Here is a 14,762-nt window from a genome sequence, read left to right as displayed (position 1 = left end):
GGGGTCCCTCGGAATCGGGTACGTGGGGGGAGGAGGGGGAACGGGGTGGTGCGGGGGAGTCGAGACCTGAACGACCCGACTCCCCCGCCCGCGAACTCAGCTCCGCGGCAGCTGGGCGTAGACCTTGCCTCTGGTGTCGTACACGGTGATGTCGCCGAGGGCGCCGAGGCCCCCGTCGTCACCCACCGGCACGTCGGCGGTGGCGTACCAGACACCCCAGCCGGGCTTGCCCGCCAGCTCGAGGAGCTTGCCGCGCACGGTGCCGACGGAGGTCTCCACGGTGACCCGCGAGGCGGTGCCCTTGCCGCCGTAGTAGAGGCCGGAGAGCGTGATGTGCCCGTTGTTGCCCTCCGCCTGCATCGACACGCCCGGCTGGCTGCGGTCGATGTTCCCGTCGATCACACTGCGGAACTGCGGGTCCGGATCCCCGGGCGTCGTCCAGTACTTGCCCTCCTCGGTGAGCCAGAGCTCGAAGCCGGGTTCACCGCCCGAGACATGCTCACCGGGGGCGACGATCTGGGCCGAACCGGCATGCGTACCGGTGCCGTACGCCGCCCTCCCCGGCGCGGCGGCGTACGACACCGTGGGCGCCCCCACCAGCGCGGCGGCGACCACCGCGGCGGCCATGTACTTCTGCATCCGTGTCATGAACGGACAACTCCTCGTGGTTCGCGGACCGTTGGGGATCCGCATGAGCGAGATGAGCGATACGGGACGGAGGGCGCCTCTCCACTCCTACAAACTCCCGGGGGCCCCAGCCGGGATGACACAGGCGCAGGATTTCTTCGGATCGTGTGTCACGCCGGCGCGCAGGCGGCCGCCGCGCTCATGGCGCGGGCGAGCCGCCCGCTCCCGGCTCCTCTGGTCCCCGTGTTCATCGCGATCCCCCTGTGGTGTGTTTCCATGTGCGACGTACGGGACCTGTACGCACGGCACGGACCGCCGGGTTGCACGGGACTTCGGAATTTCCGCGAACTCCGGCGAGGGGCATGACCGAGGAAGAGTTCGACGCGTTCTACGCGACCGCGTTCCCCCGGCTGACCGGCCAGCTCTACGCCTTCACCGGGGACCACGGCGAGGCGCAGGACGTCGTCCAGGAGGCGTTCGTACGCGCCTGGGACCGCCGGCGCGAGTTTCTCGCCGACGGTGCACCGGAAGCATGGATACGGACCGTGGCGATGCGGCTCGCGGTGAGCCGCTGGCGCCGAGCGCGCCGCTGGCTGGAACTGGTACGCCGGAATCCGCCGCCGGAGCACGTCCCCGGGCCCGGCCCCGAACACGCCACCCTGGTCGCCGCGTTGCGCACACTGCCCGAGCCGCAGCGGATGGCCATCGTCCTGCACCATCTGTGCGACCTCAGTGTCGAGCAGGTAGCCTCCGAAACCGGCGCCCCCGTGGGGACGGTCAAGGCCCGGCTGTCCCGTGGCCGGGCGGCGCTGGCACGGGAGCTTTCGGCGGGCGACGCGGACTCGGCCGACCCGGCCGGTACAGGGGAGAGGGAGGACAACCGTGTCCGATGAACTCACCTCCGAACTCACCGCGGAACTCCACGAGTTGGCTGCCACCGGTGAGACGCCTCCGCCGCTGTCCGGCGCGGAGATCCGCGGCAGGGCGGTACGCCGCAGACGCCACCGCCGTACGGCCGCCGCCGTCGTCGGCGCCTCCGCCGCGGCGGCGCTCGCCCTGGTCGTCATCCTGAACCTGGGCGGTGGCGACACGGACCGGCACCCCTCCCCCGCGGCGAGCCCCACCGGCACGCCCACCACCCCCGCGACGCCCGACGCCTCGGTCGACCTGTTCCGACGGGTGGTCACGGTCGCGGGCCGCGAACTGCCGCTCTCCTCCGGCTCCCCGCTCACCCCCACGCGCGCGGGCCGCATGACGGTCACCGCCAAGGTGAGCATGAAGCTCGTCCCCGCCGAGGAACTCCGCTTCGAGGCCTACGACATGAAGCTCCCCTGGTTCATCGAGCTCCGCGCCTCCGACGGCAAGACCAACTACATCGCCGGCCTCACATACGACGAGAAGGCCCCCGGCTACTACAACACCACGTCCGGCTGGATCGGCCTGCGCGAGAGCGACGCGGAGTGGCTGTACGGGCAGCTGAAGGAGGGGTCGGTGGTCGACATCGAGGGGACCGCGCCGACGCCGACTCCCGTGTCGACGCCGACCGCATCGCCCACGGACACGGCCGCCGAGGGCGCGGGCACACCGACGGCTAGGCGGTCGTGACGTCCAGGTAGGCGTCGAGCGCGGCGAAGGACGCGGCGGGCTGTTCGAGGTGCGGGAGATGACCGGCCTCGGGCACCGTCACGAACCGCCCCCCGGGAAGCGCCGCCGCGAGCGCGCGCCCGTACGCCGGGGTGACGATGCGGTCGCTCTCTCCCCACAGCACGAGGGCCGGAATCCGGACCCGGCCGAGCCGGTCCAGGAGCGTCGGGTCGTGCATGTACGGGTCACCGGCCAGGGCCCGTACGGTCGCCATGTTGGCCTTCTGGGCCGCGACCTGCTCCTGAGTGACGGTGGCGGGGTCGACGGCGAAACGGGCCGGGTCGTGGAAGGAGTACGCGGGGATCTTCCTGGGTTCGAGGCCGAAGATGTCACGGATGGGCTCCCCCGGAACGGCCACGCCGACGGAGTTCACCAGCACGAGCCCGGTGATGAGGCCGCCCTCGTCGCGCACGGCCATCTCGGCGCCGGTCCACCCGCCGAGCGACGAGCCGACGACGAGCACGTCCCGGTGCCCCTCGTCCCTCAGCAGGTCCAGATAGGCGGCGGCCATGTCGCCGATACCGGTGAACCAGTCGGGACGCTCGGTCCCGTTCCATCCGGGGTGCGTCGGGACGACGACTCTCATGCGCCGGGCCAGATGCGCGGCTATGCCCCGCACGCTGACGGGCCCGCTGCCGCCGTGCAGGACGAGTGCGGTACGGCCGCCGCGCGGGCCGCTCTCGGTGAGGGTGAGGGGGAGACCGGGGCGGGGACGGACGGTACGGGTCACGGGGGCGGTGGGGTTGTCGTCGGGCGTGTCGTTGAGAGCGCCATGGAGAGTGTCATTGAGAGCGTCAGCCATACGGGAGAGGCTATCTACGCATGCGTATATAAGCAAGCGTATTCGCTGGGCTAGTATCGCGGCATGACTGCGAACGACCACGACGAGATACACGACGAGACAGTGGACCTGGAGGTGCTGGGCCGGGCTGTGAAGGGGGCGCAGTACCGGCATCACCGCACGCTCGACACTCGCCTCTCGGCGGTCGGTACGACCCTCGCCCAGTGGGACGCGCTGCGCGCGATCGCCCGCGCCCCCGGCGCCTCCGCGCACGAACTGGCCGTCGCCACCTTCCAGGGCGACCAGTCCTTCGGCACGCTGGCCACCCGGCTCGCGGCCCAGCAGCTCATCGAACGCCGCTCCGGCCGGGGACGCCGCAACGAACACCACCTCACCGAGGAGGGCGAACGCGTCCTCGCCGCAGGCCGCGCCGTCACCCTCGACGTCCTCGGCGCGTCCTTCGCTCCGCTCACCGAGGCCGAACGGGTCACGCTGCTGGGCCTGTTGAGCAAGGTGGGCGCTCTCGTCGACGGCCCCTAGGATCCCTCACCATGGAAATGACAGGACTCCTGGTCATCGCCGCGATCATGATCGCGAGTTTCGCCGGGCTCGAGACCAAGCTGAGCCGGGCCGACCGCAGAATCGCCCGCGTCGAGAAGAAGATCGACCTGATAATCCGCCACCTCGGCGTCCACGCGGACGATCCCGAGCTGCCGGAGGTCGCCGCGTTCCTGCGGGACGGCAAGAAGATCCAGGCGATCAAGGCCTACCGGGCGGCCACGGGCGCCGGTCTCCAGGAGGCCAAGGAAGCCGTCGAGCGCATGGAGTGAACTCCCTTACCAGTCAGCCTTCTTCAGCCTTCTTCAGCGGATTGCTGATCGGCGGGCACGCCGGTTGGCTGGTCTGCGGGCTGGTCTACGGGCTGGTCCGCGGGCCGGTTTGCGGGCTGGTTCGGGGTCGTGCGACCGGCGAGGACGTTCTGGAGGCGCTGGGTGCCCAGTTGGACGGCCTGGTTCGTGAAGTCCTCCTCGGCGCCGCCGAGTCCGCCATTGGTGAGGGAGACCGCCCTGTCTCCGACCCGCACGGCGGCGAAGTCCAGTGTCAGCGTCGGGGTCTCGCCGTACAGGTCGCCCTCACCGCTCATGGTCATCCGCAGACCCTCGCGGGCGTCGCCCACGCCGGGCAGCGCCGCCGGGACGACCCGTACCGTCTGCCGCTCGCCCCTGACATCGGTGGCCGTGAACTCCGCGCACTTCTCCGGCAGCGTCCGCAGCCAGGCCATCTTCGCGTCCACCTCCGCCGGTCCGCCGTACGCGGCGACCTGGTAGCGCAGTTGTGCCTCGGTGTCGCTCTGGTCGAGGCCGACGACCGCGCCGGCCCCCTTCGGCTTGCCCAGCAGATCCTCCGCGTACAGCCCGTCCAGGAGCCGCTGACAGTCCGCGACATCCGTCCTCCCCTTGAGGAGCCCGTCCCGCCAGGTCGCCCCGCCCTGCGTCGCGGACCACCGCTCACCCAGCTCGGCGGGGCCGAGGAGGGCGTCGCGGGCCTGGGCGTCGGTGAGCGACGGGGTGGCGGAGGTGGTGGGGGAGGCCGTGGCGGTGGGGGACGCGGGCGACACGTCGAACTTCGCGGTCTCGGGGCGCTCTAGGAGCGAGCAGGCGGACAGCGAGACCAGGACGCCTGCCGTCAGGGCGGAGGCGAGGGCGCGGGAGGGGAGGGCGCGGGAGGCGAAGACGCGGGAGGCAGGCACGCGGGGCGGGCGACGGGTCATGGCGGGGGCCTCCTGGGGGCGTGACAGTTACCCCCACGCCACCACTGGAGCCCGGACGCCACCAGCGCACCGGGCCGTCCGGGTGAGCCTGGGAGACCGAGCGAGGTCCTGGGGCGGGAGGTCCCGACGCCGCGCCGCCTCAGCCGGCCGACACTCGGACCCGCCGGCTCCCGCACACCGCGCACACCGCGTCGGTCAGCGGCGACCTGATGGCGGCGCCGTCCTCGTCGACGTACTCCTGCGTGCCCTGCCCGGTCGGGTCGAGCGGGTCGGTGAAGAACATGACCTTGAACGTCGCCCGCCAGGTGTGTCCGCAGTTCCCGCAGGCGAACGCGAAGGTCTCGGAGACCGCGCCGGGGTCGGTCGTCATGGGTCCAGCGCACCCCGGGCGGCGGGGTCAGGCAAGTCGGGGCGGGCCCGTCGGCGGCGGGCGGCGGGTGATCACTGCCTCCGGCGGGGGCGAATATCTGTCGTGACAGATGGAGAAATTGGTTCGCAGTGCGGGGAGTTTCTTTATTCCCCCGAGTGGGGTGAGATAGTGCGCCCCCCTTCCCGGCCGTCCCGTGCTAGTGTCGATATCAGTTGCAGTTGTGGTTCCCAAAGTCTTGGAGCCTACTTACCGGTCCGTACCGGGAAGTGGGCTTCTGAATATCCGGTGCTTTTTCCGGAGGGGGCAACATCGCGCAGACGCGGACCCACACAGTGTGGGTCCTCGAGCTTTGCCCCGAAGGAGATTTGACATGGCTACTGGCACCGTGAAGTGGTTCAACGCGGAAAAGGGCTTCGGCTTCATTGAGCAGGATGGCGGCGGCGCCGACGTCTTCGCCCACTACTCGAACATCGCCACCCAGGGCTTCCGTGAGCTCCAGGAAGGCCAGAAGGTGACCTTCGATGTCACCCAGGGCCAGAAGGGCCCCCAGGCGGAGAACATCGTCCCCGCCTAGTCCGGGACCCCCGCTGACGCCTGACTTTTGAGTCGGCCGACGCTTACAGGTGGCCGGGACCTGCACCCTGAGGTGCGGGTCCCGGCCACCTGCTTTTTGTTTATTCCCGCATTAAATTTCCGGCGAATTTCCCGTGACGCCGTGCCCGCTTTCCGGTGCTGGGAAACTTCCCCTGCGGAGGCACCCATGCGTTGTGTGATCGCCCGTTTCCCGTTCGACCTCATCAAGGGTGAGGTCGAACACTCGATGGCGGACGTCCAGCCCGAACCCGTCACCGGTCAGTCCGTGGTCATCGGTTCGCGTACGTACCCCGTCAAGCAGGTCGGGGAGGTCATCACCCGGCAGGACCGCCGCGACTTCACCGAGTTCGAGGTGGCCCGTGCGTTGACCCGTCTCGGGTTCGTGTGCCAGCCGGCGGCGCCGGCGCCGGCGCGTGCTGCGCTCAGCGACTGGTCTGCTGAACCGGCGTAGCGGGTGCGGGGGGTGGGTTTTCGCCCCCTCCGCCCCTACCCGTCCCTTGCTTCCTGGGGGCTCCGCCCCCAGACCCCCGTGTCGCGCTGACGCGCTCGTCCTCAAACGCCGGACGGGCTGAAAGATCTCCGGCTCGGGCAGGATTTTCAGCCCCTCCGGCGTTTGAGGAGCGGGGTCTGGGGCGGAGCCCCAGGAACGGGACGGGTAGGGGCGGAGGGGGCGAAAAACCCACCCCCCAACCGTCACTGGCGCCCCGGCCTCCCCTCCCACGGCGCGCCCGGAACCCCCGCTCGGACCCGTTTCGCCGCGAAGTCGATCGTCGCCTTCCGGCCGGGGGCGACGCGGGCCGTGATGCGGCGCAGGTCACCGGCGGCGTCGAGCACGTAGGTCGGCGGAGTCGTGGGGCGCGCAGAGGCTTTGGGGTGGATGGCCGGGCCGTCGGCGCGTGACCACGAGCGCCGGTCGGCAGGGCGGTCCGCGGTCACGGACAGTGCCAGTTGCAGCGCCTGGTCCAGCGGAGCGCTGCCGTAGGGGCGACGCGTCCACTGGCCCGGAGTCAGGCTGCTCGCCCGACGCGCCGCCTGGACGGCGGTGGTGACAGGCCCGGGGGCGGCCGGCCGCGTGGAGGACCCCGAGGTGTCGTCGGTCGACGCCACCGGGGACCCGGCCACCGCGACGCCCTCAAGGTCCCAGGCAAGCAGCCCCCGCATGACGTGCCCCTCGTCCATCACCTCGTACACGCCGACCGCCCGATGAACCCGGTAGTCGGCCACGGCGCGCACCGTCACCGCCCCGCCGCCCGCCGAGGGAAGCCGCACGGTGACCTCCGATGGACCGGCCTGGGACGCCGTCCGGAACCGGGTCAGCGCGATGGCCGTGCGCTGAGCCTCGTCCGCGGCAGCAGCGGTCCGGCGGGAGCCCTCGCTCCCGCTACCGCCTCCGGTGACCAGCAAGGCGGCCAGCCCGCCCGCGACCGCCGTCGCCGCCACCCCCGACACCCAGACTCTTCGAGAAAAGCGCATGGTTCGTCTCTACATGCGGGTGGGGTGGCCCTCGGCCGACGCCGGTCGGCGGGCCGTTCCGCGTCACCCGCCCGGGCGCACCCCGTCATCGCGCGCAGGCGGAGCCTCGGGCCTCACACTGCCAGAACCGCGCGGACCGTCTTGCCGCCGAAGCCGGTGCTGACGATCTCCAGGCGGTTGGCGAGATGCTGGACCATCGCGAGACCGCGGCCGCTCTCCGAGTCGGTGTCCATCGGGCCGACACTGGGGCGCCCGGGGCTGTCGTCGTGCACCTCGACGGTCACTTCGCCGTGGCCCACCTGGAGGCGGAGCCGGCAGCCGGTGCCGCCGTGCCGGACGGCGTTGGCGACGAGTTCGGAGGCGATCAGCGTGGCGTCGTCGACCTGGTCGGCCGTCGGCGCGTTCATCCGCGGCCGGGTGAGGAACGCCGACGTGAGCCTGCGGGCCCTGCCCGCCGACACCGCCGTGCGCGGCAGTGTGTACTCGACGCGGGCGGTCGGCCGGACGGCGCGCTCATGCGCACGCATGACACCTCACTCCCCTCCAGGACGGTCGGTACTCCCGGCGGTCGGACCCCCCGCCGGCCGGGACCCGCGCGATAGGTGCGCGGCCGGTCCTGCCTACGGGTGATGCCCACGCCGAGTGATCCACAACCGGCGTCGAACGTCACAAAGGCGCTAAGGAAGTTACGGGAGTGGCGGCACTCGTCGGCCCGTGCGTGTGAGCAGATCCCGTACCGCCTTCGTGACCTCTGCGGGCGCCTCCTCCGCCATGAAGTGACCGCAGGAGACGGTGGAATGGCGCAGATCGGTCGCCCAGGCGGACCACCGCGCGGCGGCGTCGAAACCGAGGGCGGCGCCCCAGTCCTGCTGGAGGACGGTGACCGGCATCCGCAGGCGGTTTCCGGACTCCCGGTCGGCCAGATCGTGTACGACGTCGATGCCGGCGGAGGCACGGTAGTCGGCGACGATGGACGGCACCGCCTCGCGGGACGCCTTCAGGTACGCGGCGCGGATGTCGTCCGGGATCGCTGTCGTCCCCGGGTCCGTTGACTCCGTCTGCCGCGCCCACTGGTCGAGGAAGTGGCCGAAGAACGCGTCCGGGGCCGCGCCGATGAGTTGTTCCGGCAGACCGGGCGGCTGGGCCATGAGGTACAGGTGGAAGGCGACCGCCGCGGTCGTGCCGTGCAGGACGTCCCACATGTCCAGCGTGGGCAGGACGTCGAGCGAGGCGAGGTGTGTGACCGCGCCGGGATGGTCGAGTCCGGCGCGGAACGCGACGAGCGCGCCTCGGTCGTGGCCGGCCAGGGCGAAGCGCTCGTGGCCCAGGGCGCGGGCGAGGGTGACGATGTCGGCTGCCATGGTGCGCTTGGAGTACGTCGACCCGGCGTCGGTTTCCGTGAGTTCGGCGGCTTCGGCCGGCTTGTCGCTGGCGCCGTAGCCGCGCAGGTCGGGGCAGATGACCGTGTGATCGGCGGCGAGGTCGGTGGCTACGTGTCGCCACATCAGATGGGTCTGCGGGAAGCCGTGCAGGAGGACGACGGGGGTGCCGCCAGAGCCGCCGACGGCGACGTTCAGGGACACGTCGGCGGCGACGGGGATGCGGTGGTAGGCGAAGCCGGGGATGGTCGGAGGCGTGGTCGAGGGCACGGGTTTCTGCCTTTCGGAGGGGGCGGGGCAGGGACGACTCGAGCTTGCCGGGCGTGAATCAGCGGCGAATCAGCGCGCGTACGGTGGTGGCGTGGAGCAGCGGATCGACTTCGGGGTGCTCGGGGCAGTCGTGGCCGCGCGCGGCGGGGGCTCGCTCGCGTTGAAGGGGCCGCGGCACCGGGCCGTGCTCGCCCGGCTGATCGTGGCCCGGCGGCGGGTCGTGTCCGTCGCCCGGCTGGTCGAAGACCTGTGGGAGGAGCCGCCCCCGGGTGCGGTGGGTGCCGTACAGACCTTCGTCGGTGCGCTTCGGCGGGCGCTGGAACCGGAGCGGCCGCCGCGTGCGCCGGCTCGGTTGCTGGTCACCGAGGGGCCCGGGTACGCGTTGCGTGTTTCGCCGGATGCGGTGGACGCGTGGCGGTTCGAGGCGGTCGTCGGGGGTGCCGTGGAGCTGTCGGCCGAGGAGGCGCTCGGGGGGCTGGAGGAGGCGCTCGGGTGGTGGCGGGGGCCGGCGTACGCCGAGTTCGCGCACGAGGGCTGGGCTCGCGGGGAGCGGTCCCGGCTTTCCGAGCTTCGGCTACAGGCCGTTGAGCGTCGCGCCGCTGCCCAGCTCGCGCTCGGTCGTGCCGCCGAGGCGGTGCCCGACCTCGATGCGCACGCCGCCGGGCATCCCTGGCGCGAGGACGCCTGGTGTCTGCTTGCCCTGGCGCTCTATCGGGCGGGGCGTCAGGCGGATGCGCTTGCGGTGGTGCGGCGGGCGCGGGTTGCGCTGGCGGACCAGTTGGGGCTGGACCCCGGCCCCGCTCTGCGGCGCCTGGAGGCGGACATCCTGGTGCAGGCTCCCGGGTTGGAGGTGGGTGGCTTTTCGCCCCCTCCGCCCCTACCCATTCCCGTCACTTGGGGGCTCCGCCCCCAAACCCCCGCTCCTCAAACGCCGGAGGGGCTACCCCTAGCCCGTCCGGCGTTTGAGGACGAGCGCGTCAGCGCGATGCGGGGGTCTGGGGGCGGAGCCCCCAGGAAGCAAGGGACGGGTAGGGGCGGAGGGGGCGAAAAGACCCCCACGCCCGCCCCCGACGCCGCCGCGCAGATCTGGACACGGGCCACCGCCGCCTACGACCGCGCCGCCGGAGCGGGGTCACGCGCCCGGCTTGAGTCGGCCGTCGGGCTGATGCGGAACCTCGCGGTGACCGGGGGCGGTGGGTTGGAGGCGGCGCGGGAGCATCGTATGGCGGCCGTCGACGCGGCGGAGGAGTCCGGCGACGCGGAACTGACCGCCCGCGTGATCGGCGCGTTCGACGTCCCCGCGATCTGGACGCGCGTCGACGATCCGGACCTGGCCGAGCGGCTCGTCGCGGCCGCCGAGCGCACCCTCGCGGCCCTTCCGCAGGCCCCGGCGTACGACGCGGCGCGCTGCCGCCTGCTGGCCACGATCGCGCTGGAGATGCGCGGCACCCGTTCCTCTCGCGGACCGGAGGCCGCCCGCGAGGCGGAGGAGACCGCTCGCCGCCTCGACGACCCGGCGCTGCTGGCGTTCGCCCTCAACGGCACGTTCATGCAGTCCTTCGACCGCGCGGGACTCGCCCCGCGCCGTGACGAGATCGGCGCGGAACTGGTCACCCTCTCCGCCCGTCACGGTCTGACCACCTTCGAAGTCCTGGGCCACCTCATCCGCCTCCAGGCCCGCAGCGCCCTCGCCGACTTCGCGACGGCGGACGAACACGCCGCCGCCGCAGACCGGCTGGCGGAGCGTCACGAACTGCCGCTGGTAGGTGTGTTCACCGAGTGGTACGGGGCTCTGCGGACGGCCGCGTCCGGGCAACGGCGGGCGGAAGCCGAGGCCGCCTATCGGGCCGCCGCCGCAAGGCTGGACGGCGCCGGCATGCCGGGACTGGAGCGCGGACTCCTCCCCCTCGCGTCGCTGTGCCTGCGCTTGGCGCACCGGGCGCCGGCGACGGGGGTGGACCTGCGCGCGGACTGGGGCCCGTACCGCCCCTGGGCCGAGCCGCTCGCCCTCCTGGAGACCGGCCGCCGCACCGAGGCGGGCACGGCACTGCGCGCTCTGCCGGAACCACCCCGGGACCTGCTGTACGAGGCCCTTTCCTGCCTGGAGGCTGCTGCCGCGCTCCGACTCGGCGACCCTCTCGTACTGAAGCGGACCTATGCCCGCCTCCTCCCGGCCGCCGACGAACTCGCGGGCGCGGGCAGCGGGTTGATCAGCCTCGGCCCGGTGAAGCAGTGGCTCGCGGAGATCGCGACGCGCCTGGGGTCTCTGGGGGCGGCGGCTGCCCCGAGGACTCAGGCCCCCGAGTCGATGAGGTGGAAGTCCTCGTAGTCGAAGCCGGGGGCCACGATACAGCTGACCAGGACCTCCTGGTCTGTGGCCGGGCGGGCGGACTGCCAGATGCCGCCGGGTACGAGGGCCTGGGGGTGTTCGCCGGTTTCGATGCCGGGGCCGACGCGGACGACCGTCGGGTTCGGGTCGGGGGTGTCGGCGTCGCCTCCGAGGAGGAGTTCCAGGGGGCCGCCGCGGTGCCACAGCCACAGTTCGTCGGAGCGGACCTTGTGCCAGGCGGAGGTGTCTCCGGGGGCGAGGAGGAAGTAGATCGCGGTCGCGGCGGCGCGGGGGCCGGGGTAGCCGTCCGGGCGGAAGGTGTGTGTCGCCTTCCATGTCTCGATGAACCAGCCGCCTTCCGGGTGCGGCTGCATACCGAGGGCTTCGGCCAACGCCGGTGTCTTGGAACGGGGTTCAGGTGAGGTCATTGCATGCGTCTACCACGCCGAGCGGAAGCGGATCAATGTACGGCGGGCGTGTTCGGGTCACGCCGGATACGCGTGCGTCTGTGCCGCCTTCACCGTCGCCCAGACCGGCGCGCCCTGGTGCAGGTCGAGTTCGGCGGCGGCGACGGTGGTGAGGTCGGCGGCCAGGGGGAGTTCGCCGGTGAGGTCGGCGCGGATCTGGTCGCCGTGGGTTTCCAGGCCGCCGACCTCGCACTGCCAGAGGTTGCGGGCGCTGGAGCCGGTGGGGCGGTCCCGGTAGAGGGTGACGGCGCTCGGCGGGAAGGCCACGAAGACGGGGCCGGTGAGGTTCTCGGTGGTCGTGATCGTCGTGGTCGCCGGGCTCGCTTCGAGGTCTTCGACGCCTTCGAGGTGGACCGTGTGGCCTTCCGCCCGGCCCTTGTAGAGGTTGAGGCCGACCAGCTGCGCGATGTAGTCGGTACGCGGGTGGCGGGCGATGTCCGACGGGGTTCCGTCCTGGACGACCCGGCCGTCCTCGACGACGACCAGCCGGTCCGCCAGCACCATCGCGTCCAGCGGGTCGTGCGTCACCAGTACGGCCACGGCCTCGAAGTCGGCCAGATGGCGCCGGAGTTGGGCCCGTACGTCGAGGCGGGTGCGGGCGTCGAGGGCGGCGAGCGGTTCGTCGAGCAGGAGCAGCCGGGGGTGGGTGGCCAGCGCGCGGGCGACGGCGACGCGCTGGGCCTGACCGCCGGACAGGCGGCGGGGCTTGGCGCCCGCGTGGTCGGCCAGGCCCATGCGGTCCAGCCATGCGGCGGCCTGGGCGCGGGCTTCCGCCTTGGGTACGCCCTGGCAGCGCGGCCCGAAGGCGACGTTGTCGAGCGCGGTGAGGTGCGGGAAGAGCAGGTAGTCCTGGAAGACCACGCCGACCGGGCGGGACTCGGGCGGCGTACGGTCCAAGTCGGCGCCGTCCAGGCGCAGATGCCCGCCGGCGGAGAGCGGGGTCAGCCCGGCGAGGGCGCGCAGCGCGCTGGTCTTCCCGGCGCCGTTCGGGCCGAGGAGCGCGACGACGTCGCCGGGGGCGGCGGTGAGCGTGACGTCGAGGTGGAAGGAGCCGCGGTCGACGACGAGGCGGGTGTCGAGACCCTTGTCGGACGGCTCGGACGGCTCGGACGGCTCGGACGGCTTCGACGCCTCGGGCGGCTCGGACGCCGACACCAGGGGTACGTCGGTCATGACACCCCCGTCATCCAGCGGTCCCGCAGCCCCGCAAGCACCGCGATGGACACGGCCAGCAGCACCAGGCTCAGCGCGATCGCGGCGGCCGGGTCGCTCTGGAGCGCGAGGTACACGGCCAGCGGCATGGTCTGAGTACGGCCGGGGAAGTTGCCCGCGAAGGTGATCGTCGCGCCGAACTCGCCGAGCGCGCGCGCCCAGGCCAGCACGGAACCCGCCGCGATACCGGGCGCGATCAACGGCAGGGTGACCCGGCGGAACGCGGTGAAGCGGGAGGCGCCGAGGGTCGTCGCGGCCTCCTCGTAGCGCGGATCGGCGGCGCGCAGCGTGCCCTCCACGCTGATGACCAGGAACGGCATCGCCACGAACGTCTCCGCGACCACCACGCCCGCCGTGGTGAACGGCAGCGTGATCCCGAAGGCCGAGTCCAGCCACTGCCCGACGACGCCGTTGCGGCCGAGGGCCAGCAGCAGCGCGACACCGCCGACCACCGGGGGCAGTACGAGGGGCAGGGTGACCAGGGCTCGTACGAAGCCGCGTCCCGGGAAGTCGGTGCGGGCCAGCAGCCATGCGAGGGGCACCCCGAGGACCAGGCTCACCGCGGTGGCCGCCGTCGCCGTGACCAGCGACAACTGCAGGGCCTGCCAGACCTCGGGGCTGGTCAGCTGCTCCGGGAGGCTCCGCCAGGGAGCCCGTACGAGGAGGGCGATCAGGGGGAGCAGCAGGAAGGCCAGTCCGACGAGGGCCGGCAGCAGGAGGGGGAGCGGCACCCCACGCCGGAGACCCGGAACTCCACGCCGGACACCCGGTACCCCGCCCCGGACACGCCGACGCCGTGGCCCACCGGTCAGCCGGTCGGTCACGGCGTCGGCCTTGCCCAGGTCGGTCACGGCTTGAGGAACCCCGCCGCCGTCAGCACCTGCTGGCCCTCGGCGGACTGCACCAGCGCGATGAACGCCTTCGCCGCGGCGGCGTTGGGCGCGTCCTTGAGCAGGGTGATCGGGTAGTCGTTGATGGCGTCGGCCGACTCGGGGAAGTCCACGCCCTCCACCTTGTCACCCGCTGCGTTCACATCGGTCTTGTAGACGACGGCGGCGTCGGCCTCCTTCAGCTCCACCTTCGTCAGGGCGCTCTTGACGTCCTGCTCGTAGGAGACCGGGGTGAGCTTGAGGCCGCTCGCGTCCAGTGCCTTCTGCGCGGCGGCGCCGCACGGCACGGTCTTGTCGCAGAGCACGACCTTGAGGCCGGACTTGGTGAGGTCCTTCAGGGAGGCGATCTTGTCGGGGTTGCCGGGCAGGGTCGCGATCTCCAGCTGGTTGCGCGCGAAGGTGGCGGGGGTGCCGGACGCGTCCTTCGCGTCCGTCACGATCGCCATCGTCTTGGGGCTCGCGGAGGCGAACACATCGGCCGGGGCACCCCCGGTGATGCTCGCGGCGAGCGTGTCGCTGCCGCCGAAGCTGAACGTCACCTTCGTACCGGGGTGGGCCTCCTCGAACTCCTTGCCCAGCGTCGTGAAGCTCTCCTTGAGCGAGGCGGCGGCGAAGACGGTCACCGTGCCGGTGAGCTCCGGGGAGGCGGAGGACGAGGTGTCGGACTTCACCGAGGAGTCGTCGGAGTCGGAGGAGGAGCAGGCGCTCAGGGCCAGCAGCGCGGCGGCACCGGCACCGGCCACTCGCAGGGTCCGGCGGGTCCGACGTGCGTAACGGGTCTTCACGGGGCTACTCCCTCTGACGCTTCAGATGAGCATGCTGGCTACTCGGGCGGGCATGCGCCGATCATACTGCCGCATATGCAAGGCGTAAGTCTCCTGTCACATCGCATGAGCTGCGTGATTGCCGCAGGGTGCACGCATGTGCGTTTGTACGGGACCGTGATCTGGGTACC

18 protein-coding genes are annotated in these 14,762 nt (G+C 72.1%); 7 read left to right on the top strand and 11 right to left on the bottom strand.

Annotation, left to right across the window (positions count from 1 at the left end):
- Window positions 1-96: 96 nt before the first annotated feature.
- Window positions 97-648, bottom strand: a complete 552-nt coding sequence (locus tag OG266_RS21455) for a hypothetical protein (protein ID WP_371547849.1) — start codon at window positions 646-648, stop codon at window positions 97-99.
- A 341-nt stretch (window positions 649-989) separates the two neighbouring features.
- Here OG266_RS21455 and OG266_RS21450 point away from each other — a divergent pair, with 341 nt between their 5' ends.
- Both OG266_RS21450 and OG266_RS21445 read left to right on the top strand, forming a co-directional pair.
- Window positions 990-1,520 (top strand): SigE family RNA polymerase sigma factor, encoded by a 531-nt coding sequence (locus OG266_RS21450; RefSeq protein WP_371547847.1) that lies wholly within the window; start codon window positions 990-992, stop codon window positions 1,518-1,520.
- Window positions 1,510-2,232 (top strand): L,D-transpeptidase family protein, encoded by a 723-nt coding sequence (locus OG266_RS21445; protein WP_371547846.1) that lies wholly within the window; start codon window positions 1,510-1,512, stop codon window positions 2,230-2,232. Before OG266_RS21450 ends, OG266_RS21445 begins: the two co-directional genes overlap by 11 nt.
- Here the strand turns inward: OG266_RS21445 and OG266_RS21440 are convergent.
- A complete protein-coding gene (locus OG266_RS21440; RefSeq protein WP_371547844.1) occupies window positions 2,219-3,073 on the bottom strand; it encodes an alpha/beta fold hydrolase in 855 nt (284 codons plus the stop codon). The two genes, OG266_RS21445 and OG266_RS21440, sit on opposite strands and share 14 nt — an antisense overlap.
- Window positions 3,074-3,136: 63 nt before the next feature.
- Here OG266_RS21440 and OG266_RS21435 point away from each other — a divergent pair, with 63 nt between their 5' ends.
- Window positions 3,137-3,592 (top strand): MarR family winged helix-turn-helix transcriptional regulator, encoded by a 456-nt coding sequence (locus OG266_RS21435; protein WP_266457954.1) that lies wholly within the window; start codon window positions 3,137-3,139, stop codon window positions 3,590-3,592.
- A gap of 11 nt (window positions 3,593-3,603) precedes the next feature.
- Window positions 3,604-3,882, top strand: coding sequence for a ribosomal protein L7/L12 (locus OG266_RS21430; RefSeq protein WP_266457951.1), 279 nt, complete (start codon window positions 3,604-3,606; stop codon window positions 3,880-3,882).
- 23 nt (window positions 3,883-3,905) lie between these two features.
- On the opposite strand, the gene OG266_RS21425 is transcribed toward OG266_RS21430, so the two are convergent.
- Together OG266_RS21425 and OG266_RS21420 are read right to left on the bottom strand one after the other, a co-directional pair.
- On the bottom strand, window positions 3,906-4,823 hold the full coding sequence (locus OG266_RS21425) for a hypothetical protein (RefSeq protein WP_371547843.1): 918 nt from the start codon (window positions 4,821-4,823) through the stop codon (window positions 3,906-3,908).
- Window positions 4,824-4,962: 139 nt separating this feature from the next.
- Entirely contained in the window at window positions 4,963-5,193 is a 231-nt protein-coding gene (locus OG266_RS21420) for a hypothetical protein (protein WP_266457946.1), read from the bottom strand.
- A gap of 370 nt (window positions 5,194-5,563) precedes the next feature.
- On the opposite strand from OG266_RS21420, the gene OG266_RS21415 reads away from it, so the two are divergent.
- Together OG266_RS21415 and OG266_RS21410 are read left to right on the top strand one after the other, a co-directional pair.
- Window positions 5,564-5,767, top strand: a complete 204-nt coding sequence (locus OG266_RS21415; RefSeq protein WP_010986199.1) for a cold-shock protein — start codon at window positions 5,564-5,566, stop codon at window positions 5,765-5,767.
- Window positions 5,768-5,953: 186 nt separating this feature from the next.
- A complete protein-coding gene (locus tag OG266_RS21410) occupies window positions 5,954-6,238 on the top strand; it encodes an SCO5918 family protein (protein ID WP_266457943.1) in 285 nt (94 codons plus the stop codon).
- A gap of 242 nt (window positions 6,239-6,480) precedes the next feature.
- Here the strand turns inward: OG266_RS21410 and OG266_RS21405 are convergent, their stop codons facing one another.
- The 3 genes from OG266_RS21405 to OG266_RS21395 all read right to left on the bottom strand — a co-directional run bounded on the left by OG266_RS21405 (window position 6,481) and on the right by OG266_RS21395 (window position 8,909).
- Entirely contained in the window at window positions 6,481-7,260 is a 780-nt protein-coding gene (locus tag OG266_RS21405; RefSeq protein WP_371547841.1) for a hypothetical protein, read from the bottom strand.
- A 113-nt stretch (window positions 7,261-7,373) separates the two neighbouring features.
- On the bottom strand, window positions 7,374-7,787 hold the full coding sequence (locus tag OG266_RS21400; protein ID WP_266457937.1) for an ATP-binding protein: 414 nt from the start codon (window positions 7,785-7,787) through the stop codon (window positions 7,374-7,376).
- Window positions 7,788-7,946: 159 nt separating this feature from the next.
- Window positions 7,947-8,909 (bottom strand): alpha/beta fold hydrolase, encoded by a 963-nt coding sequence (locus OG266_RS21395; protein WP_371547840.1) that lies wholly within the window; start codon window positions 8,907-8,909, stop codon window positions 7,947-7,949.
- Between the two features lie 91 nt (window positions 8,910-9,000).
- Between OG266_RS21395 and OG266_RS21390 the strand changes: the two genes are divergently transcribed.
- The gene (locus OG266_RS21390) at window positions 9,001-11,238 is read left to right on the top strand and encodes a BTAD domain-containing putative transcriptional regulator (RefSeq protein ID WP_371547839.1); all 2,238 of its coding nucleotides are present in this window, start codon (window positions 9,001-9,003) and stop codon (window positions 11,236-11,238) included.
- Here the strand turns inward: OG266_RS21390 and OG266_RS21385 are convergent.
- Genes OG266_RS21385 through modA form a run of 4 tightly spaced genes read right to left on the bottom strand, consistent with a single transcriptional unit; the run spans window position 11,202 to window position 14,592 of the window.
- The gene (locus tag OG266_RS21385; RefSeq protein WP_266457929.1) at window positions 11,202-11,666 is read right to left on the bottom strand and encodes a cupin domain-containing protein; all 465 of its coding nucleotides are present in this window, start codon (window positions 11,664-11,666) and stop codon (window positions 11,202-11,204) included. The genes OG266_RS21390 and OG266_RS21385 overlap by 37 nt on opposite strands.
- Before the next feature lie 57 nt (window positions 11,667-11,723).
- A complete protein-coding gene (locus OG266_RS21380; RefSeq protein WP_371547837.1) occupies window positions 11,724-12,878 on the bottom strand; it encodes an ABC transporter ATP-binding protein in 1,155 nt (384 codons plus the stop codon).
- Window positions 12,875-13,768, bottom strand: coding sequence for an ABC transporter permease (locus tag OG266_RS21375; RefSeq protein WP_371547836.1), 894 nt, complete (start codon window positions 13,766-13,768; stop codon window positions 12,875-12,877). Before OG266_RS21375 ends, OG266_RS21380 begins: the two co-directional genes overlap by 4 nt.
- Window positions 13,765-14,592, bottom strand: a complete 828-nt coding sequence (modA, locus tag OG266_RS21370) for a molybdate ABC transporter substrate-binding protein (protein ID WP_371547835.1) — start codon at window positions 14,590-14,592, stop codon at window positions 13,765-13,767. The genes OG266_RS21375 and modA overlap by 4 nt, the downstream gene beginning before the upstream one ends.
- Between the last annotated feature and the right edge of the window lie 170 nt (window positions 14,593-14,762).

It is taken from the genome of Streptomyces sp. NBC_00554, assembly GCF_041431135.1.
In the GTDB taxonomy this organism is placed as follows: Bacteria; Actinomycetota; Actinomycetes; order Streptomycetales; family Streptomycetaceae; genus Streptomyces.
This window is presented reverse-complemented; position numbering and strand designations above follow the sequence as displayed.